16 protein-coding genes and 2 pseudogenes are annotated in these 19,163 nt (G+C 69.9%); 7 read left to right on the top strand and 11 right to left on the bottom strand.

The window, feature by feature from the left end:
- Nucleotides 1-207 precede the first annotated feature (207 nt).
- Nucleotides 208-907: pseudogene (locus tag ABZ098_RS29670) on the top strand (IS200/IS605 family accessory protein TnpB-related protein); the annotation flags it as partial.
- A gap of 9 nt (nt 908-916) precedes the next feature.
- Here ABZ098_RS29670 and ABZ098_RS29665 read toward each other — a convergent pair.
- From ABZ098_RS29665 to ABZ098_RS29635, 7 genes are all read right to left on the bottom strand, one after another.
- Nucleotides 917-1,618, bottom strand: a complete 702-nt coding sequence (locus ABZ098_RS29665) for an HAD-IA family hydrolase (RefSeq protein WP_356596300.1) — start codon at nt 1,616-1,618, stop codon at nt 917-919.
- Nucleotides 1,619-1,718: 100 nt separating this feature from the next.
- Entirely contained in the window at nt 1,719-1,919 is a 201-nt protein-coding gene (locus ABZ098_RS29660; protein ID WP_356596298.1) for a Gfo/Idh/MocA family oxidoreductase, read from the bottom strand.
- Nucleotides 1,916-2,965: an NAD(P)-dependent oxidoreductase gene (locus ABZ098_RS29655; protein WP_356596296.1), complete on the bottom strand. Its 1,050-nt coding sequence runs from the start codon at nt 2,963-2,965 to the stop codon at nt 1,916-1,918. The genes ABZ098_RS29660 and ABZ098_RS29655 overlap by 4 nt, the downstream gene beginning before the upstream one ends.
- A gap of 266 nt (nt 2,966-3,231) precedes the next feature.
- Nucleotides 3,232-4,746 (bottom strand): MFS transporter, encoded by a 1,515-nt coding sequence (locus ABZ098_RS29650; RefSeq protein ID WP_356596294.1) that lies wholly within the window; start codon nt 4,744-4,746, stop codon nt 3,232-3,234.
- 71 nt (nt 4,747-4,817) lie between these two features.
- Nucleotides 4,818-5,663 carry an SDR family oxidoreductase gene (locus ABZ098_RS29645; protein WP_356596292.1) on the bottom strand — a complete coding sequence of 282 codons (846 nt, stop codon included), beginning with the start codon at nt 5,661-5,663 and terminating at the stop codon, nt 4,818-4,820.
- Between the two features lie 86 nt (nt 5,664-5,749).
- Nucleotides 5,750-6,514, bottom strand: coding sequence for an SDR family NAD(P)-dependent oxidoreductase (locus ABZ098_RS29640; protein WP_356596290.1), 765 nt, complete (start codon nt 6,512-6,514; stop codon nt 5,750-5,752).
- Between the two features lie 309 nt (nt 6,515-6,823).
- Nucleotides 6,824-7,867, bottom strand: a complete 1,044-nt coding sequence (locus ABZ098_RS29635) for an NAD(P)-dependent alcohol dehydrogenase (protein ID WP_356596288.1) — start codon at nt 7,865-7,867, stop codon at nt 6,824-6,826.
- A gap of 251 nt (nt 7,868-8,118) precedes the next feature.
- On the opposite strand from ABZ098_RS29635, the gene ABZ098_RS29630 reads away from it, so the two are divergent.
- Together ABZ098_RS29630 and ABZ098_RS29625 are read left to right on the top strand one after the other, a co-directional pair.
- Entirely contained in the window at nt 8,119-9,009 is an 891-nt protein-coding gene (locus tag ABZ098_RS29630; protein ID WP_356596286.1) for a helix-turn-helix transcriptional regulator, read from the top strand.
- Nucleotides 9,010-9,097: 88 nt separating this feature from the next.
- Nucleotides 9,098-9,514: a cupin domain-containing protein gene (locus ABZ098_RS29625; RefSeq protein ID WP_356596284.1), complete on the top strand. Its 417-nt coding sequence runs from the start codon at nt 9,098-9,100 to the stop codon at nt 9,512-9,514.
- Nucleotides 9,515-9,544: 30 nt separating this feature from the next.
- Here ABZ098_RS29625 and ABZ098_RS29620 read toward each other — a convergent pair whose 3' ends face one another.
- From ABZ098_RS29620 to ABZ098_RS29605, 4 genes and pseudogenes are all read right to left on the bottom strand, one after another.
- Complete coding sequence (locus ABZ098_RS29620) at nt 9,545-10,201, bottom strand: response regulator transcription factor (protein ID WP_356596282.1); 657 nt, start codon at nt 10,199-10,201, stop codon at nt 9,545-9,547.
- Nucleotides 10,198-11,490, bottom strand: a complete 1,293-nt coding sequence (locus ABZ098_RS29615; RefSeq protein ID WP_356596280.1) for a histidine kinase — start codon at nt 11,488-11,490, stop codon at nt 10,198-10,200. Before ABZ098_RS29615 ends, ABZ098_RS29620 begins: the two co-directional genes overlap by 4 nt.
- A 259-nt stretch (nt 11,491-11,749) precedes the next feature.
- The gene (locus ABZ098_RS29610; RefSeq protein ID WP_356596278.1) at nt 11,750-12,580 is read right to left on the bottom strand and encodes an SDR family NAD(P)-dependent oxidoreductase; all 831 of its coding nucleotides are present in this window, start codon (nt 12,578-12,580) and stop codon (nt 11,750-11,752) included.
- Between the two features lie 292 nt (nt 12,581-12,872).
- A pseudogene (locus ABZ098_RS29605) lies at nt 12,873-13,025 on the bottom strand (cytochrome P450); the annotation flags it as partial.
- 412 nt (nt 13,026-13,437) lie between these two features.
- Here ABZ098_RS29605 and ABZ098_RS29600 point away from each other — a divergent pair.
- From ABZ098_RS29600 to ABZ098_RS29585, 4 genes are all read left to right on the top strand, one after another.
- On the top strand, nt 13,438-14,109 hold the full coding sequence (locus ABZ098_RS29600) for a TetR family transcriptional regulator (RefSeq protein WP_356596276.1): 672 nt from the start codon (nt 13,438-13,440) through the stop codon (nt 14,107-14,109).
- A gap of 331 nt (nt 14,110-14,440) precedes the next feature.
- Complete coding sequence (locus ABZ098_RS29595; protein ID WP_356596274.1) at nt 14,441-15,226, top strand: alpha/beta hydrolase; 786 nt, start codon at nt 14,441-14,443, stop codon at nt 15,224-15,226.
- A 198-nt stretch (nt 15,227-15,424) separates the two neighbouring features.
- Nucleotides 15,425-17,668, top strand: coding sequence for an ABC transporter permease (locus ABZ098_RS29590; protein WP_356596272.1), 2,244 nt, complete (start codon nt 15,425-15,427; stop codon nt 17,666-17,668).
- A gap of 460 nt (nt 17,669-18,128) precedes the next feature.
- Nucleotides 18,129-19,154: an AI-2E family transporter gene (locus tag ABZ098_RS29585; protein WP_356596270.1), complete on the top strand. Its 1,026-nt coding sequence runs from the start codon at nt 18,129-18,131 to the stop codon at nt 19,152-19,154.
- The last annotated feature ends 9 nt before the right edge of the window (nt 19,155-19,163 follow it).

Below are 19,163 nucleotides of genomic sequence, written 5' to 3'. Positions count from 1 at the left end.
GGTGGGTGCGGGTGAGTGAGTGCCGGTGCCGGATGTGTGGGTCGGATCGTGCGGAGTTTCGCCAGAGGTGGTCTTTGCTGCCAGGGGGTGTTCTGGGATCGGCTTCCCTGAGAGGAACGGGCGTTCTTAGGGCGAACGGGTGACCTTTGTGGGTGGTGCTCGTTGACTGCGGTGTTGGGAGCTCTTCGGCTGGGTGGGGGTGAACGGGTGGGTGCGCTGCGGGAGTTGGCGGCGTCGTTCGTGGTGCCCGGTCCTGCCGGGGTGGCGATCCGGGACCGGCTGCGGGTGAGCGGGACGGATGCGGCGGTGCTCGCCGAGGTCGGGATGTTCCTGGGGTCGCTGGCGGCGGAGGATCTCGCCGTACGGTCCCGGCAGGGTTTGTCGCATGATGCGGCCGGGTGGGCGGTGCGCAAGCGGGCTCTGACGGGGAGGTCGTCGGCGCGCTGGGCGGGCAGTATCACCAAGGCCACCCATGACCAGTGGGCGCTGGCCAGGCGCGGGCGGGTGGCCCATATGGTCTGGCTGCGGGGGCAGATCGCAGTGGTGGAGGCGCGGCTGGCCAGGCCGCTGAGCGCCAAGGCCAACAAACGGGAAGGCCTGGTGCGCGGGTATGCCTCGCGGGGTGAGTGGCATGCCAAGGCGCGCCGTCTGCAGACCTTGAAGGACCGGCTGGCGGGGGTGGGGGGACTGGACGGCGGGCCGGGTGCACGTGGTGCGTGGCGGCAAGCGGCTGGCGAACACGCGCCATCACCTGGCGGCGGCCGGGCTGTACGAAGCGACGTGGCGACAGCGGTGGCAGGCGGAGCGGATGTTTCTGGCCGCCGACGGGGAGTCGGGCAAGCGCTTCGGCAACGAGACCATCCGTGTCACCGACACCGGACAGGTCTCCATCAAGCTGCCGGCACCGCAGGTTTCGTCATCGGGTCTGCGCCGCCGAGTCGGCCGGAGGGGTCCGGGCGGGTGGCGTGACCGGTCGCAGGTGGTTCTCGGCCGACAGCAGCCCCTCCCCCGACCAACGCAGCGACCGCAGGTCGGCGACCACGACGTCCGCGTCCGTCACCAGTGCCCGTTCGCCGACGCCGACGACGCCGCCCACTCCGGCTCGGCGGGCGGCCTCGATGCCGGACGTGCTGTCCTCCAGGACGACGGTGTGCTCGATCGGGGTGCCCAGCGCCTTGGCGCCGGAGAGATACCCCTCGGGATGCGGCTTGCCGTCCGTGACGTCGTCCGCGGTGACCAGTACGGACGGCACCGGGAGCCCTGAGGCTTTCAGGCGGGCGGTGGCCAGCGCCCGGGTCCCGGACGTGACCACCGCCCACGTGCCCTGCGGCAGTGACGTGAGGAGGTCGGCGGCTCCGGGGACCGCCGTGACCTGGGCAGCGTCCTCCAGTTCGAAGGCGTCGATGGCGGTAAGTGCCTCGGCGCGCAAAGCCGGCGGGATCAACAGCCGCACGGTGTCGGCGGATCGGCGGCCGTGGACGGCGGCGGCTACTTCGTCGGGATCGAGGCCGTAGACCTGGGCCCAGCGGCTCCAGGAGGCGATGACGCTCTTGTCGGAGTCGACCAGGACGCCGTCGCAGTCGAAGAGCAGGGCTCGGGCGGGGAGGGTGACGGACATGGCGGTCCTTGGGTGCGAAGGTGGTCGGGCAGGCCGGTGCGCTCCGGGGAGGGCCGGGCCTGCCCGTGAGTCGGTTACGTGCGTGTGGTGCCGCCAGCGCTCAGTTCGCGTCCGCGTGGTCGAGCGCGTCGTCGAGGGATGGGTATCCACGGTCCGCGCCGAACGCTTCAGCCGCGGACCGCCCCTTTTCTCCGTCCGGGTGCACCGCGGCCACCAGGTGCGCCCCGGCGCCTCGGGCTGCGCAGGTATGCACGACGGCCATGAAGCCGGCACCGGCCACGGCGACTCGCATGGCACTCATGCGTTCCTCGCACCCGCCGCGGTGGTGACCGGACGGCTGCGGTAGCGGTGGACGAGCTCCCGGGCCGCCACCTGCATACGCACCGGCGGCAGGCCCGCCCTGATCTGCAAGAGGTCGTCGAGGACCATCTCCCCGATCTTCTCGAAGGCCGCGGGGATGCCGCCGGCCCGGTGCGCGGACAGCACGAGTCCTTCTACCGCACGCGCCGGGTGATCGGCCGTCACCGGCTCCTCGGGCCAGACGTCCAGTGCCGCGAGGAAGTGGCCCTGGCTGACGAGTTCGATCAGGGCCGTGAAGTCGGCGACCGCGGCCCGGCTGACCAGGACCAGGCGGGCACCGGGGCGCAGTCGGCGCAGCCGTGCCTCGCTGAGCAGCCGCTCGCTCTCCTCGGTGATCGTGGCCAGGACGAACAGGACCTGGCTGGTCTCCAGTACCTCGTCGAGCGAGGCCGGGATCACTCCGTGCTCCTCCAGGTGGCGCTCCGGCAGCCACGGGTCGTAGACACGGATGGTGGCCCGGAACGGCACGAGCAGCTCGTGCAGCGCGCGCCCGAGGTTGCCGAAGCCGATAAGGCCGATTTCGGCGCCGCGCAGCAGGATGGAGTCGGTGTTGGACGCGAAGGTGTACCCCTCGGCGCCGGCCCGGAAGGCGCGGTCCTCGCGGGTGATGCCCCGGGCCAGGTCGAGCGCGAGGCCGAGGGAGTACTCGGCGACGGCCTGTGCGTAAGCGGGTCCGCAGCCGAGCACGTGGACACCGCGGTCGGCGCAAGCGGCGTAGTCAACGTTGGGGAAGAAGTTGCCCTCGACGTTGCACAGGGCCCGCAGGCTCACGGCACGCTCGACGCGTTCGGCGGACAGGTCGGGCTGGCCGACCACGGCGAAGGCTCGGGGAAGCGCCAGGTCCAGCTGCCGTTCGGCGTCGGGATCGCCTTCGAGGTCGAGCACCTCGAACTCCTCGTGCAGTCGACGCAGGGTCACCGGGGCGAAGATCCGCTCGGTGGACTGGGGCGCGGGGTAAAGGACGACCAGTTCCTTGGGATGTGTCATCGGGCGGCTTTCTGTGGGGGCGGAGAAAGGGGGCCGGGCGCGGTGCGTTCTTCGGAGCGCAGGCGGAGCATGACGTTCTCGGCCTTTGTGGGCTTGGCCGGGCCAGGGGCGCGGCAGCAGAGGCATCAAGGGACGTGACCGGGGCCAACGGGCTCGAAATCTCATGGTCGCGGGCAGTTTGCTCGCTGAGTACGGGGAACGGCACGTGCGGACCGTCAGGGGGTGTCTCGACGTTCCACATGTGCCGTTCCTCGTGCGTCAGCGCGTCAGCGCGTCAGCTCAAGCTCCCTCTCCTCGAGATCGAGTCTGCCCGCTGAGGGCCCACCTCCCGCCGCAGTGTCGCCCCGCAGCACGACCAGGACGACAGCGGTGATCAGCAGCCCAACTGCGGTCAACGCGGCCACGGCGATCACCGCCGTCCCCATGCCGGGGAGCAGTCCCCCGGCCCGGGCCCCGCCCGAGCTCGACATGATGGCGGTGACGACGGCCATCATCACGGCCCCACCGACCTGGATGAAGGTGTTGAGCAGTCCTGAGGCCAACCCCTGCTCGTCATCCGAAACGCCTGCGGTCGCCTGCGAGTTGACCGCGGGAAACAACACCGCGAATCCGATCCCGAGCAGCACCATGGTCGGGAACATGAAGTTCCAGTAGCTCATGCCCGGCGACGTACGCAGGAACAACAGATAAGCCGCACCGAACGCCAGCAGGCCCACCCCCACCAGGACCGTGGTGTTGAACCGGTCGAGGACGCCTTCGATCTTGATCGCGGAGATCACGACTATCAGCCCGACCGGCAGGAAGGCCACCGCCATGCTGATAGGGCTCCACCCGAGCGAACCCTGGACGTAGAGCGTGGCGAGGAACTGGAAGGCGGCATAGCCGCCGAACATCACGAAGCCGGCGACGTTCGCATGCACCAGCCGCACCGAACGCAGGATGCCCAGGCGGAGGAGCGGGTGGGGGTGGCGCAGCTCGATGACGACGAACGACACCGCGAGCAGGGTTGAGATCGCGAAGAGGGCCAGTGTCTGGGCGCCGGCCCAGCCGACCTCGGGAGCCTGTACGACGGCATACACCAGGATCAGCAGGGACGCTGTGGAACTCAGCGCGCCGAGCAGGTCGAACTGCGCGAAGCTGAACTTCTCCCGGGCCACCCTCGGCACGACCCGCATTCCGATCACGAGCAGGAGCAGCGCGACCGGGCCGGGGAAGAGCAGGGTGGCACGCCACGAGAGCTCGGTGAGGAAACCTCCGAAGACCAGCCCGAGCGAGAACCCGGAGGCTCCGCAGGCGGAGTAGATCGAGAACGCCTTGTTGCGGGCGGGTCCCTCGGCGAACGTGGTGGTGATGATCGACAGGCCGGCCGGCACGGTGAACCCGGCACTCACACCCTTGACGAAGCGCAGCGCGATGATCAGCCCGTCCGACGTCGACAGGGCGCTGATGACCGAGGCGACACCGAAGACGCCCACCGCCGCGAGGAACACCCGGCGGCGCCCCAGGAGGTCCGAGACTCGCCCACCGAGGAGCAGGAAACCGCCGTAGCCGAGGACGTACGCGGAGACGATCCATTGGAGGATGGCCGTGTCCATGGCCAGGTCCCTGCCGATGGAGGGGAGGGCGACTCCGACCATGGATATGTCGAGGGCGTCGAGGAAGAGAGCCCCGCACAAGGTGACCAGAAGCAGCCAGGTCCGGCTGTTCCAGCCCGTCGACGCGGAGACCGTGAAACCTTGCGGGTCACTGGTCTGGGGGATTGGTGAGGCGGTGTTGGGCAAGGAAGGCAAGGGAGTCTGGTGCCCTTCGGTACGGGGAGATACTGGTGGGTCCGCCTGGTGTGTGGGGTGGTTCAGGCGTTGGTGTCGTCGTGGCCGAGGTTGCCGCCCAGTGCGCGGGAGGCTTCGACCTGGGCGAGGAGTTCGCGGGCCTTGGCCGTGACGCCCTCGATGGCGTCGGCGCCGGCGACGAAGCGCACCGGCGGCTGCTCCTGCCCGACAACGGTCAGCAGGGCGCGGGCGAGCTTGACGGGATCACCCGGCTGCTGCCCGTTGATGCTCTTCCACGCCGCGACCGTGGCAGTGGTGCGCTCGGCGTAGTCGGCGATGGTCGGCTCGGGCCACGTGGTGGAGGCATCCACCAGCAGCTCGGTACGGAAGTAACCGGGCTCCACGATCGTGGTGCGGATGTTGTACGGCGCGATGTCCTGGTGCAGGGCCTCCATCCAGCCCTCCACGGCGAACTTGGAAGCCGCGTAGGCGGCGGTGAACTCCGTGCCCACCTGACCGCCCAGCGAGGAGACCGACACGACGTGACCGTCGCGCTGAGCACGCATCACGGGCAGGACCGCACGGGTGACGTTCATCGGGCCGAACAGGTTGGTCTCGATCTGCTGGCGCATGTGCTCCGGCAAGACCTCCTCGAAGTAGCCGGCGAAGAAGTTCCCCGCATTGTTGATCAGCACGTCGATACGGCCGAACCGCTCGACCGCCGCCTGCGCGGCCGCCTGCGCCTCCTCCAGACTGGTCACATCCAGCCTCACGGTCAGCAGGTTGTCCTGCGGCCCGCCCAGCGTCTTCTCAACCTCCTCGGGGCGCCGCCCGGTGGCCACGACCTGGTGACCGGCCGCCAGAGCCTCACGGACGATGTCCGTGCCCAGACCGCGCCCGGCACCAGTGACAAAAATGACCTTGCTCATAACCATTCCTTTCCGGGGCCGATGCGGCCCGGGTGATGGGGTGTTGATGCGTTGCCCTGGCCGGGGAGGCCGCGCGATGGAGGTGCTCAGGCTTGCTCGGTGGGCATGATCCACAGCTCGCCGACGGCGGCGTGTCGGGGACGGGTGACCATGTAGGTGACACCGTCCGCGATGTCCTCGGGCGCGAGGACCTCGGTTCCATCGAAGACGGGGTTGATCACCTCGTCGCGGATCTCGGGCTTGTTGTGCGTGCCCAGTTCGCTCTCCACGGCACCCGGCTCGACGACACCGACGCGTACGTGGCGCTGGGTGACTTCCTGGCGCAGGGACTCGGTGAAGGCGTGCACGCCGAACTTGGTGGCGTTGTAGACACCGAACCCGCTGCTCGCCACGCGACCGGCGTAGGAGCCGATGTTGACGATGTCGGCAACCTGGCGCGGCGCCTGTTCGGCAGCCTTCAGCAGATGCGGCAGGGCGGCGCGGGTGGTGTAGAGCAGACCCTGGACGTTGACCGCGATCATGCGGTCCCACTCCTCGGCGTCCGCCCCGACGACAGGCCCGACGAGCATCAGACCGGCATTGTTGACCAGGGTGTCCAGCCGCCCGAACCGCTCGACGACCTGCCCCACGGCCACTTCTGCCTGGTGACGGTCGGTGATGTCCGCTTCCACCGCCAGCGCGGTGCCACCGGCTTTCTCGATCTCGGCAGCAAGAGCTTCCAGGCGGTCCTTGCGGCGAGCCACGAGCGCCACCGAGGCGCCCTGCCCGGCGAGCTCGCGGGCGGTGGCGGCGCCGATCCCGCTGCTCGCGCCGGTGACGAGAGCGACGGTTCCGGTCAGTTTCGTAGCCATGGGGGTGTCCTCATCTCCAAACGTGGGGTGAAAGGGCAGACGGCGGGGCTGCGGCGGCGACAATCTCCTGCGTGCCGTTACGGCGCGTACTGCTCGAATGATCGATGCCGTGCAGCAGGCCCGCTATCCAGGCAACCACCCGCCTGCCCTGCCCGGGCCCCTGTACGGGGCACGCCTCTTCCGGGGGTCTGCCAGTACCCCCCTCGCCGGTTCCGGCGAGGGGGCGCCGTACGGACCCCATCGACCGCCGTGGCCAGGCGCCGTCGCCGCCGGCGACCAGGTCCAAGCGGCCACGGCCTGAGGGTCGGCTCAAGCGAGCGTGGCGGTGTCGATCACGAAGCGGTAGCGCACGTCCGAGGCGAGGACGCGCTCGTAGGCGTCGTTGATCTTCGAGGCGGGGATGACCTCGATTTCGGCACCGAGGCCGTGCTCGCCACAGAAGTCGAGCATCTCCTGGGTTTCCCGGATGCCTCCGATCGCCGAGCCGGCGTAGGAGCGTCGGCCGAGGATCAACGAGAAGGCGTTGACCGACAGCGGCTCCGCCGGGGCGCCGACGTTGACCATCGTGCCGTCGATGGCCAGCAGCGAGAGGTAAGCGCTGACGTCGAGCGGCGCGCTGACGGTATTGACGATCAGGTCGAAGGTGCCGGCCAGCTTCTCGAAGGTGTCCGGGTCGCTGGTGGCGTGGTAGGCGTCCGCGCCGAGGCGCAGTCCGTCGTCGATCTTCTTCAGTGACTGGGACAGGACGGTGACCTCCGCACCCATTGCGTGGGCGAGCTTGACGGCCATGTGGCCGAGTCCGCCCAGGCCGACGACCGCGACCTTCCGGCCCGGCCCGGCACCCCAGTGACGCAGCGGGGAGTAGGTGGTGATGCCTGCGCACAGCAGTGGCGCGGCCTCGTCCAGGCCCAGGGTCTGGGGAATCTTGACCACGAAGTCCTCGGTGACCACGACGTGGGTCGAGTAGCCGCCCTGGGTGATCGTGCCGTCCCGGTCGACGGAGCCGTAGGTGAGGATGTTGCCGCGCAGGCAGTACTGCTCTTCGCCCTTGAAGCAGCTCGTGCACTCACCGCAGGAGCCGACCATGCAGCCGACGCCCACCCGGTCGCCGACGGCGTGACGGGTGACCGCGGGGCCGATCTCGGTGACGATACCGGCGATCTCGTGACCGGGGACCATCGGATACGGGACCTCGCCCCACTCGCTGCGGACGTGGTGGATGTCGGAGTGGCAGATCCCGGCGTACTTGACCTCGATCAGGACATCGTGCGGACCCAGGTCGCGGCGCTGGATCGTGGTGGGGACGAGCGGCGCGGTCGCGGAGACCGCGGCATAGGCGTTGACGGTGAGCACAGGTTCTCCTGGTCTGGCGTGTGCGATTCCACGGCAGTCACACCGCGGGGTCTGACGGACGGCCGGTGGAGGTTCCCCGCCGACGGGGCGGCGTCACATCAGGTCTTGCGGGCCGACGTAGCGGGCCCGATATCCACGCAACCACGCGGCGGCCTCCGCCCGAGCCCCCGTAGGGGGCACGGCTCACAGGGGGGTCCGGCAGTGCCCCTTTCCAGCACCTGACGCGTCCGGGATCGCCGTACGGTAGTTCTATGGACCGCAGCAGCGAGATCCGTGAGTTCCTGCGCACCCGCCGGGCCCGGATCACCCCCGAACAGGCCGGTCTCGCCCCGCACGGCGGCGCCCGCCGCGTGCCGGGGCTGCGCCGCGAGGAAGTCGCCCAGCTCGCCGGGGTCAGCGTCGACTACTACGTCCGCCTGGAGCGAGGCCGCACCCAGGGCGTCTCCGAAACCGTCCTGGACGCCGTCGCCCGCGCCCTGCACCTCGACGACACCGAACGCACCCACCTCTTCGACCTCACCCAGCCCAAGGCCACCACCCGGACCCGCCGCAAGCGGCATCTCGCTCCCCAAAGGGTCCACCCGGTGCTGTACCGGACTCTGGACTCCCTCAGCGTCCCCGCGATGGTCATGGGCAGACGCATGGACGTCCTGGCCGCCAACATGCTCGCGTCCGCTCTCTACATCGACTTCCAGGACCGTCCCCACCGGGAGCGCAACTTTGCCCGTTACGTCTTCCTGGACGAGTCGGCCCGCACGCTCTACCACGACTGGGAGAAGGCCGCCGCCGACTGCGTGGCCACGCTCCACGTCTACGCCGGACGCCACCCCGACGACCCGCAACTCACCGAACTCATAGGGGAGTTGGCGGTGCTCAGTGACACCTTCCGCCGCCTGTGGGCCGACCACGACGTCCTCGTCCACACCACGGGCAGCAAGCGCCTGAACCACCCGCTCGTCGGCGACCTCAGCCTCGACTACCTGGGCCTGGCCGTCGAGGGCGACCCCGACCAGTCCCTGATCATCCTGACCCCCGAACCCGCGTCCCCCTCTGCCGAAGCCCTCAACATCCTCGCCAGCTGGACCAGCACGTCCACCACCCGCCCTCAGACCTCCGGGCAGACACACAACCCAGCCGGCTGACACCCATGGACATGCGCAGCCCGAGCGCCCGAAGCGGCCCATCGCCGCATCACGGCCATACCCCAGCGCCTTCGCCAGGAGAAGCACTATGGAATTCGCCAAGCAGCAGCCCACCGTCAAGGCACCGGCCGACTGGTTCACGGGTGCCGTGTGGTTCGACGTGATCCACGCCGGCCAGGAGCCGTCCCGGATGCGCGCCAACCTGGTGCGCTTCTCGCCCGGCGCGCGCACGCACTGGCACTCTCACGCCCTGGGCCAGGCCCTGTACGTCCTCTCCGGCACCGCCCTGATCGGCACCCGCGACGGCACGGTCTTCGAGGCTCACCCGGGCGAGACCGTCACCTGTCCGCCCGGCGAGGAGCACTGGCACGGCGCCGTGTCCGACCGTTTCATGGAGCACATCGCCATGTGGGAGGGCCTCGGCGACGGCACCCCGGAGACCGAGTGGCGGGAGCCGGTCACCGACGAGCAGTACAACGGGCCGCGCACCACCAGCCGGGCCTGAACCGGCAACCGCCCGGTGAGGGGGCCGGGTTCATGCCGGCCGGACCAGTCCCACGTCGTAGGCGAAGACCACGGCCTGGACGCGGTCGCGGGCACCGGTCTTGGCGAGGACGCGGCCGACGTGGGACTTGACGGTGGTTTCGGCGACGTGGAGGTGGGCGGCGATCTCGGCGTTGCTGTAGCCGCAGGCGATGGCGTTGAGGACCTCGCGTTCGCGGTCGGTGAGGGAGGCGAGCCGGCGTTCCTGATCGCGACTGCGGTGGCTGATCTTCTGGCTGAAGACGTCGAGGAGTTTTCGCGTGAGGCCGGGCGCGATGACGGCGTCTCCGGCGGCCACCGTGCGGATGGCGGCGACGAGTTCGTCAGGCTTGACGTCCTTCAGGAGGAATCCGCTGGCGCCCGCACGCAGGGCCGCGTAGGCATTTTCGTCGAGGTCGAAGGAGGTCAGGACCAGGACGTGGGAGCGGCTGCCGGAGGTGACGATGCGTCGGGTGGCCTCGATGCCGTCCATGCCGGGCATGCGGATGTCCATGAGGACGACGTCGGGGTGGAGTTCGGCGGCCAGCCTGACCGCTTCGGCTCCGTTGGCGGCTTCGCCGACCAAGGTCAGGTCGGGGTGCTGTTCGAGGAGCATGGCGAAGCCGAAGCGGTGCAGGGCCTGGTCGTCGACGATGAGGACGGTGGTCATGACGGGCAGCTTCTCGTGGACGGTGCTGGGGCGGTGAGGACGGTTCCGTGCTCGTGGGCGTCCTTTCGCTGCGGGCGGGTCCGGCAGCTTGGCGGAGGTGTCGGGGGCGTGAAGGGTGCCGCGGTGGGGATGAGGAGGGCGCGGATGGTCCAGCCGCCGCGGGTGTTGGGGCCAGCGGTGATGCTGCCCTGGTAGAGGGCGGCGCGCTGGCGCATGCCGACCAGGCCCTGGCCTGCGCCGTCGTCCCGGTCGACCCCGTGCCGGGCACGGTGCGGGCCGGTGTCCTCGATGGTGACGTGGACCAGCTTGTGGTCCGCGCAGACGGCGACCTGGATGGTCGGGTCGGGTGCGGCGTGTTTGAGGGTGTTGGTGAGGGCCTCTTGCACGATGCGGTAGACGACCAGTTGGAGTCCCGTGGCGAGTCCTTCCAGGTCGCCCTCGGTGTGCAGGGTGACGCTGGGACCCGCTGCCCTCACCCGTTCCAGCAGCGCGTCGAGGTCGGCCAGACCCGGCTGGGGGGCGAGCGGGGGGGCGGTGCCGGGCTCGTGGTGGATGACGGTGAGGAGGCGGCGCAGGTCGCCCAGGGCGCCGCGCCCGCTGTCGGCGATGAGCCGCAGGGTGTCGGCGCCGCGTCTGGGTTCCTTCTCGGTGAGTCCGGCGGCGCCGTTGGCCAGGCCCACGACGACGGACAGGGTGTGGCCGAGGATGTCGTGCATCTCGCGGGCGATGCGGGCGCGTTCGGCGGCTGCGGCAAGGCGCGCGCGCTGGTCGCGTTCCACTTCCAGGCGCACGGCACGGTCCTGCAGTGCCGTGATGTAGGAGTTCACGAGTCGGCTGATGACACCCAGTCCGGCGATCGCCACGATGTCGAGCAGCGTGATCAGGATCATCGCGGGAGCCTGCAGGAAGTGGTCGAGCTGCCCGTCGTCCGAGTAGACCACGTACGCCGCGATCCCTTGCGCGAGGCCGACGGCCAGGGCAACGACCAGTTGGCGGGCGGTTCCACGGCGGCCCACGTTGAGCAGGGCCACCAGGCGCCCGGCGTCCGCAGCCGTCAGGATTCCCAGGGGAAGTGCCGCCACGGCGGTGGCGGTGGTGATGCCGTAGACCGTCATGGGGTGCTGCTTGCGCCAGAGCAGCGGGACGGTGAGCCCGGCGATCAGCGCCAGGACCGCCAGGACGCCGGGTCCGTCGGCCGCGTCCAGGAGGGAGGGCAGGCCGAACGCTGCGCACAGGGCCGGTACGCCCCAGCGGGAGACCTGCGGGTGGGCCTGTTCCGCGCGTTTCATCGACGCCAGCCAGCACAGCAGGGGGCGGAACGTGCGGTGTTCCGTGCTACTCAGCAGGGTCCGTGGATCTACGGAATGAGCAGTCGGTACTGGTGCGGTCACTGTCGTACATCCTTCATGGTGTGAGCGGGCCTTCCAGCGGTCCTGGCGGTGACGGCCGAGGGCAGGATTTGGAGACCGGCCGGGGCGGTTTCCCGCCCGTGCGGCCGGCGGCCCGGACCCGCGCCCCGGGGTGTCGGCCGGAGCGCGGGGAGGCTCGTCAGACGGCGGACCAGCCGTCGTCGACGGGCAGGATGACACCGTTGATCATCTCGGCGGCGTCGGAGGCGAGGAAGACGATCGCGGCGGCCTGCTCCTCGGGGGTGGACCGTCGGCCGGGGTTGGTGTGGAGGAAGTCGCGCATGACGGTCGGCCCGTGCGGGGCCGGCCCGCCGTCGGGCTGGGCCTCGCCCAGCATGGTGTTCACGAGGGCCGTGATCTTGGCGGGTTCCAGGGAGTTGGTGAGGTTGTTGGTCTGGGTCCCGCCGGGGGCGATGGCGTTGGTGCGGATGCCCTGCCCCCGGTACATGACGGCGAGGCTCTTGACCAGGCCCACGACGCCGTGCTTGGAGGCGGTGTAGGCGGTACCGGACGCGCTGCCGCGGAACCCGGCCTCGGAAGCGGTGAACACGATCGTGCCGTGGCCCGCGGCCAGCATGTGCGGCAGTGCGGCCCGGGTGAGCAGGAAGGGCGCCGTCAGGTTGATCCGTATGACGCGTTCCCACTCGGCGTCCTCGACGTCGGCCAGCGCCGACATGCTGTCTGTGATGCCTGCGTTGTTCACCAGGACGTCCAGGCTGCCGAAGGTCCGGATGGCGGTGGCCACGACCTCGTCCACCACCTGCGGGTCGCTGAGGTCGCCGGCGACTGCGACTGCGGTGCCACCCGCCGCCTCGATCGCCTTGGCGGTCTCCTCGGCGCCGTCCTTGTTCAGGTCCGCGACCAGAACCTTGGCTCTCTCCTTGGCAAACATCAGGGCCGCGGCCCTGCCGATGCCCGATGCCGCCCCGGTGACGATGACGCTGCGTCCTTCAAATCCCGTGCCGCTCATGGGTGTTCCTCGTCTCTGTGTGCTTCTCTATGTGCGTTTCACGCCTCTGTGCGTGCGGTCTGATCCCGCCTGATGGTCGGCGGTGGTCCTTGCGTTGCGGACCGGTGTCCGCGGGCCCGGCGGCGGTGGGACATCCGCCGCCGGGCCCGGGATGCGCGCCGTACCCCCTGTCCCCACGGAGCACGGCGCGGTGGGGCCGCCGCCGCTCACGACGGCCCCAGTCGGTGTGCCCGGGCTCAGTGAGCCGGGGCCTGCGGTGGCTGACCGCGCAGGGCGCTGTCCGCCTCGCCGGTCACCAGGCGACCGGCAGTTCGCGGACGCCGTAAACGGCCATGTCGTGCCGGAGCCGCAGCTCCTCCGGCGGCACCGCCAGCCGCAGCCCGGGCAGCAAGGTGGGAAGGGCAACCTGGAGTTCGACGCGGGCCAGGGGCTGGACCAGGATCTGAATCTCCTTCGTTGAATCGCCGGTTCGCGTCCGGATCACCCAGGTGCGGTGGACACCGGTTCAGGCAGTCGCCGGCCTCGACCACTACGTACGGCTTCGTGACCTCGCGCCGTTCCGGCCGAGATGGGCACGACCCGCACCGGGCCGACAGCACCTCTGTGCGTTCCCGAAGAGCGCGCTGTGGCCGCAGCGCGTCGCAGACCATGCCCGCGCATCGGAGTACGGCATCGAGGGGTGCGCACGGTGAGCTGCCCCAAAGGGGGGCGTCGACCGGCTTCCTATGGCGATGACCATCGGCGGCATGGGCGTTCGAACAGCCGTGGCTGGCGTTTGGTGCAGTGCCAGGCTCATAACGAGCTGCCGCCGCGACCCACACTAGACACGTTCACCCGATCTTGCCAAGAAGGAAAACTTGCCAAGCTGGAAAAAATCCTGGATGGTTGTCGGCATGACGAAAGAGCCGAGCCTGCGTGAACGGAAGAAGCTGGCGACCCGGGCGGCATTGAGCCGTGCGGCCTGGTCCTTGATGGTCGAGCAGGGACTCGACGCGGCGACACCGGAGGCGATCGCCGCGGCAGTGGACGTGTCGCCGCGCACCTTTCGCAACTACTTCGCCAGTCGCGAGGAGGCGATCCTCGACGGCCTGGTAAAGAGCGGCACCTCCCTGCTCGACGCCATGCGGGCCAGGCCCTTGGAGGAGCCGCCGTGGGACTCCCTGACCCAGGTACTTCCGTCCTTCGCCGCGCAATACGCCGGTCAACGGGACAACTTCGCGGTGCTGATGCGCGTGGTCGGCGAGCAGCCGTCGATGCGGGCGCAGCACGTGGTCACGTACGAGCAGGCCGATCAGCAGCTCGCGGAACTCATCGCCGAACGCACCGGCACCGACACCGAGCGGGACTTGACTCCCCGCCTGCTGGCCGCCGCGGCAGCTGCCGTGCTGCGGACATCCATGGAGATGTGGGCAAAAGGCGACACTGACGTCGCACTGCCCGATCTTGTCCGAGAGGGCCTCCGGCAGGTGCGCGCCGGCCTTCCCATCGGTGCCCCGGTGGCGGCCTCCCAGCCGTCGCCGGCTGTGTAGCTGTGCACGCGCCAGTGAGTCGCGCGATCTCGCACACCCTTGACGAGCAGGAGCGCCCCATGGCCCCGTTCCCCTACAGGCTGAACCGATCCGCGTTCCCTCGGCGATGTCCTGCCGCCGCACCGCCCGGACGCCACCGCGCCATCACACACCGGACTGCCGGTGCAGCACCAGGGAGCCCGAGAAACCGATGAATGCCTTCCACCCCGATCTCACGCGCGCACGCTTCCTCCCCAAGATGTCCTACGGGCCCGTGACCTCGCGCCTCATGCGGAGTCTGAAGCCGCGCCCGACCGCCCCTGGGACCGACCTCACCGTTCAGGAAATAGTCGTGCCCGGGCCGAAGGGCGCACCGTCCGTCTCGCTCCGTGTCTGGCAGCCGACCGGCTTGAAGGCGGCTGCTCCGGCTTTGCTGTGGATACACGGCGGCGGCCTCATCTTCGGAGCCCCGGAGCAGGACGACCGGACCAGCATCGCCTTCGCCCGCGAACTCGGCATCACCGTCGCCGCGGTCCGTTATCGACGGGCGTCGGACAGTCCCGCGCCCGCGGCCGTCGAGGACGCCTACGCGGCACTGCGCGGCCTGATCGCTCGGGCGAGCGAACTCCACATCGACATCGACCGCATCGCGATCGGGGGTGCCAGCGCGGGTGGCGGAATCGCCGCGGCCCTCGCGCTGCTCGCCCATGACCGTGCCGAGATCCGGCCGGTGTTCCAACTGCTGGTCTACCCGATGCTCGACGACCGCACGACGACGAGAACGGACCTGGACGCGCGGAACGTGCGTCTCTGGACTCCCAAGAGCAACCGGTACGGCTGGTCGTCCTACCTCGGCGACGCCGTAGCGGGCCCGGACGTCTCCCCGTACGCGGCCGCGGCCCGCCGCGAGAACCTCACCGGGCTTCCTCCGGCCTGGATCGGCGTCGGCACCCTCGATCTCTTCCACGACGAGGACGTCGAGTACGCGCGCCGGCTCAGTGACAGCAACGTCCCCTGCGAACTCCACATCGTTCCCGGCGCCTTCCACGGGTTCGACGCGGTGTTCCCCAAGGCCGACGTTTCCCAGCAGTTCTGGCGCCTGCAGGCGCGGGCGCTGGATGCCGCGCTGTCCGGCTGACACACCCCGGCGCGCCACTCGGCGCTGAACGCGGCGCGCTCCTCGGCGCGCACCCGCATCGCCATCGAAGTCCTTCCAGAGCCTGGTCGGCTGCCCCTGCGCGAGAGCGCTCCCAGTCGGCCTGACAGCCCATGCCCACGCACAGCGCGGAGAACGCGCCTGCGCCTTGCGCCCCAGCACATTGATCAGGAGCACATCATGGAAACACCGACCCCCGTCCGCGAAGCGAGCGGGCGTGAGCCGGTCGCGTCCGAGGCGGGTACCTCCGACGCGGACCGGAAGATGAAGATCGTCAAGTACGTCTTCCTCTTCGTCATGCCGTTCCTCATGGTCACGATGATGTACGCGACGTACATGGGCACCATGCACTCGCCGAAGACGCGGGACATGCCGGTCGCCGTCGTCGGTTCGGGGGCCGTGGCCCAGTCCGTCGTCGACGAGCTGGAGTCCGCCGAGGACGGCGCCGCCGATCCCCGGCTGGTCGCCGACCGCTCGGAGGCGCTCGACCTGCTCAAGGACCGTGACGTCGCCGGTGTCCTGCTGATCCCCGCGGACGGCTCCACCGAGGCGACCCTCTACACGGCCCAGGCAGCCGGCGCCTCACAGGCGGGAACGGTCAAGCAGCTCCTCGCCCCGGTGGCAGCGGGCCACGACTGGACGACCAAGACCGAGGACATCGCGCCCCTGCCCGCCGGCGACAGTGCGGGCATCGCGCTGCTGTTCGCCGCGATCGGCATGATGATGGTCGGGTACGCCCCGCTGAGCGGCATGATCGCGGCGGTGCCGCATCTGCTCGCCGTGCGCAGGTTCCTGCCGCTGCTGGCCGGCTGGGCGGTGGCGACCAGCTCGCTGATCTGGCTGATCCTGGGGCCGATCGTGGGCGCGGTCGACGGGCATTATCCGGCGTTCGTCGGGGTCGCCCTGCTCGCGACAGGCGCCGTGGCCCTCAGCCAGCTGCTGTTCGTGAAACTCATGGGCGGACTGGCGGTGCTGCCCGGCATGCTGCTGTGGATGGTCTTCGGGGTGCCCGCCTCCAACCTCGCCATGCCGATCCACTCGGTGCCCGGCTTCTTCGGCTTCCTGCACAATGTGCTGCCGCTGCCGGCCGCGGGCGAGGCATTGCGCTCCATCGTCTACTTCAACGGCCTCGGCGTCGGCACCCACCTGCTCACCCTCGCCGTCTGGCTCGTCGCAGCCCTCGCGCTCAACCTCCTGGTGGAGCGCCGCAAGGGGATCGCCATTCCAAACACCGAGGCGACCGACGACCCCCACTTCCCCCGGCCCGCGATGGCCGGTGGCCCGGTGCGCTCCAGGCGGCTCCGGTACTTCGCGGTGGCCGCCTTCCCGCTGACCATCCTCACCATCGTCGTCGGCCTGATGAGTGCCTCCCTGCACCAGCCGCAGGTCCGCGACATGCCCGTCGTGGTCGTCGGCGCCTCACAGGAACAGGCCACGCAGGCGGCCCGCGGTCTTCAGGACGGGCTGGGCGACCTGCTCTCCCTGACCACCAGCACCTCCCTCGACGCGGCGACGGACCAGATCCGCGAGGGCGAGACCGTCGGCGTGTACGTCCTGCCCACCTCAAGGGGCGGCGAGGCCACGCTGTACACCTCCTCGGCCGCGGGCGCGAGTCAGCACTCCGCGCTGCAGTCGATGTTCCAGCAGATCTCGGCGAGCCAGAAAACGCAGCTGGAACTGACCGACGTCCAGCCGCTGAACGACTCCGACTCGGGCGGCAGCAACAGCATGTACGCGGCCATGTCCTGGATCATGGCCGGCTTCCTGGTCATGGCGGTCCTGCGCGGCGGTGCCCCGGAGATCAAGCGCCTGCGGCAGCTCCTGCCCATGCTCGCCGGCTATGCGGTCGGCATGGCCGTGTGGCTGTGGTTCCTGTTCGATGTCCTGATCGGCGCGATCAACGGCCACGGCTGGGCGATGATCGGCTTCGGAGCCCTGACGATCTTCAGCATCTCGATGTTCACCGGAGTCTTCACCCGCACACTCGGCATCGCCGGGATCATCCCCGTCCTGGTGATCGCCCTGATGGCCGGGATCCCCGCCTCCGGCGGAAGCATCTCCCTCTACATGGTCCCCGAGTTCTTCCGCGACCTGAACGGCGTCCTGCCCCTGCCCGCCGCGGTCAACATCGTCCGCGCCACCGTCTACTTCGACGGCTCCGGCATCGCCGGCCACCTCGGGACCATCGCCACCTGGGGCATCGTGTGCCTGCTGATCCACATCGGCATCGACTGGGGAATCGCCCGCCGCGACCGCAACCGCGGCACCGACGGGTCGGACACGACGGACGGCGGCGGCACCCCGGCACTCGGTGGGCAAGCCGAGCAGCCCGTACCAGCCGGCTCGATCGGACCGGCGCCCGAGGCAGCTTCGCGCGCCGTCTCCCTGAGCAGCAGGCGGCGAGCCCCGCGCCGACGTTCCTGACCCTGTATGGGGCCCCGTCCGACCGGACGGGGCCCCACACGACGCACCGCCACCTCAAGGGTGGCCCCAACACAGACGCCCGAGCCTTGAGGTGGTCGAGGCGGTAGCTACGCCGCGCCGCAGCCACAGAACGCTGTCGACCAGACGTCACCACTGCCCGGTCTCGGCCGGTCCGGCTCGAAATCACGAAGCCACAGTCGAGTACCGGTCGCGGTCGGCGGCCTGCGTGTGAGAGGCGAGACGAAACACGATGAGCAGCAGCCGTACGGAAGACCCTCGAAGAGGTCTCCACGGAGGGACAGCCCAGCCATCAGAAAGAGCCGGTGCACCGAACGCGTCCGGCGATACGCAGCACCGGCCTGCCGATGAGGGGGCCGGTGCGGGCCGACCGCAGCCGGACTGCGGCCGGCAGAGCCCGCTGCCGGAACCCGCTCGGCGCCTCGCCGCCGGAAGCGCCCTGGTGCTCCTCCTCAGCGGTGTCATCTCCCTGATCGTCTGGTTCTGCATCACGTTCCAGGCCGTCGTCACGCCGGTTCTGCTGGCGCTGCTCGGCGCGGCCCTGCTCGGCCCGCTCTACCGGCGACTGGTCGCGATGAAAGTCAACAAGTCCCTTGCCGCCGGGCTGACCTGCGCCGCTGTGGTCCTGGTCATGGGCGGGGCCGCCTACATCGTGGTAACCGCCCTGATCGACACCGGCGACCAGATCATCTCCTCGCTGCGGGACGCGGCGCAGTCCGTCAGCGACAGGTTCGAAGCGGCCGGGACCTCACTGGACGAGATCGCCACCAACGCGAAGGACCTGGCGTCCCAGTTCGGCGGCACCGCGGTCGCCGGCGTGATGAGCGGCGTCAGTCTGCTCACAGAGATGATCGCGACGGCGCTGCTCGCGATCCTGCTGCTGTTCTTCTTCCTGCGCGACTCCGACAAGGCCGTCGCCTCACTGCACTCCCTCGCGCCCCGCGGCTCCGGGGACACCGCCGTCGCCATGGCCCGCCGCGCCTTCCAGGCGGTCGAGGGCTTCATGCGTGGCACCACGCTCATCGCCTTCATCGACGCCGTCTGCATGACGGTCGTTCTGCTGATCCTCCAGGTGCCGAACGCGGTCGGGCTCGGGGCACTGGTGTTCATCGGCGCCTACATCCCCTATCTCGGTGCGCTCCTGTCGGGTGCGGTCGCGGTCCTCGTCGCGTTCGCGGACGGCGATCTCACGAAGGCGCTGTGGGTCCTCGGCCTGCTTCTCGTCGTCCAGGCGATCGAGGGGAACGTGCTCCAGCCCATGATCCACAGCCGCACGGTGCAGATGCACCCCGCGGTGGTCCTGGTGGCACTCACGGCCGGCGCCTCGGTCGCCGGCATCCTCGGCATGCTCCTCGCTGTGCCGCTGACCGCAGCAGCGTTCGGAGTCATTTCAGAGCTCCGGGGGCGACACGCGGAAGCGGCGAACGAGCCCGCCGGGATCACCGAGAGCCGCGCGGACGCTCACTGACCCGTCCGG

The organism is Streptomyces sp. NPDC006335 (assembly GCF_040612795.1).
GTDB lineage: Bacteria > Actinomycetota > Actinomycetes > Streptomycetales > Streptomycetaceae > Streptomyces.
The sequence above is the reverse complement of the archived record's forward strand: the minus strand, read 5'-3'. Positions and strand labels throughout refer to the sequence as shown.

Coding starts and splice junctions, on each gene's coding strand:
- ABZ098_RS29665 (WP_356596300.1), bottom strand. CDS start 1,618: ATGTCCGTCACCCTCCCCGCCCGAGCCCTGCTCTTCGACTGCGACGGC.
- ABZ098_RS29660 (WP_356596298.1), bottom strand. CDS start 1,919: ATGAGTGCCATGCGAGTCGCCGTGGCCGGTGCCGGCTTCATGGCCGTC.
- ABZ098_RS29655 (WP_356596296.1), bottom strand. CDS start 2,965: ATGACACATCCCAAGGAACTGGTCGTCCTTTACCCCGCGCCCCAGTCC.
- ABZ098_RS29645 (WP_356596292.1), bottom strand. CDS start 5,663: ATGAGCAAGGTCATTTTTGTCACTGGTGCCGGGCGCGGTCTGGGCACG.
- ABZ098_RS29640 (WP_356596290.1), bottom strand. CDS start 6,514: ATGGCTACGAAACTGACCGGAACCGTCGCTCTCGTCACCGGCGCGAGC.
- ABZ098_RS29630 (WP_356596286.1), top strand. CDS start 8,119: ATGGACCGCAGCAGCGAGATCCGTGAGTTCCTGCGCACCCGCCGGGCC.
- ABZ098_RS29625 (WP_356596284.1), top strand. CDS start 9,098: ATGGAATTCGCCAAGCAGCAGCCCACCGTCAAGGCACCGGCCGACTGG.
- ABZ098_RS29620 (WP_356596282.1), bottom strand. CDS start 10,201: ATGACCACCGTCCTCATCGTCGACGACCAGGCCCTGCACCGCTTCGGC.
- ABZ098_RS29615 (WP_356596280.1), bottom strand. CDS start 11,490: ATGAAACGCGCGGAACAGGCCCACCCGCAGGTCTCCCGCTGGGGCGTA.
- ABZ098_RS29610 (WP_356596278.1), bottom strand. CDS start 12,580: ATGAGCGGCACGGGATTTGAAGGACGCAGCGTCATCGTCACCGGGGCG.
- ABZ098_RS29590 (WP_356596272.1), top strand. CDS start 15,425: ATGGAAACACCGACCCCCGTCCGCGAAGCGAGCGGGCGTGAGCCGGTC.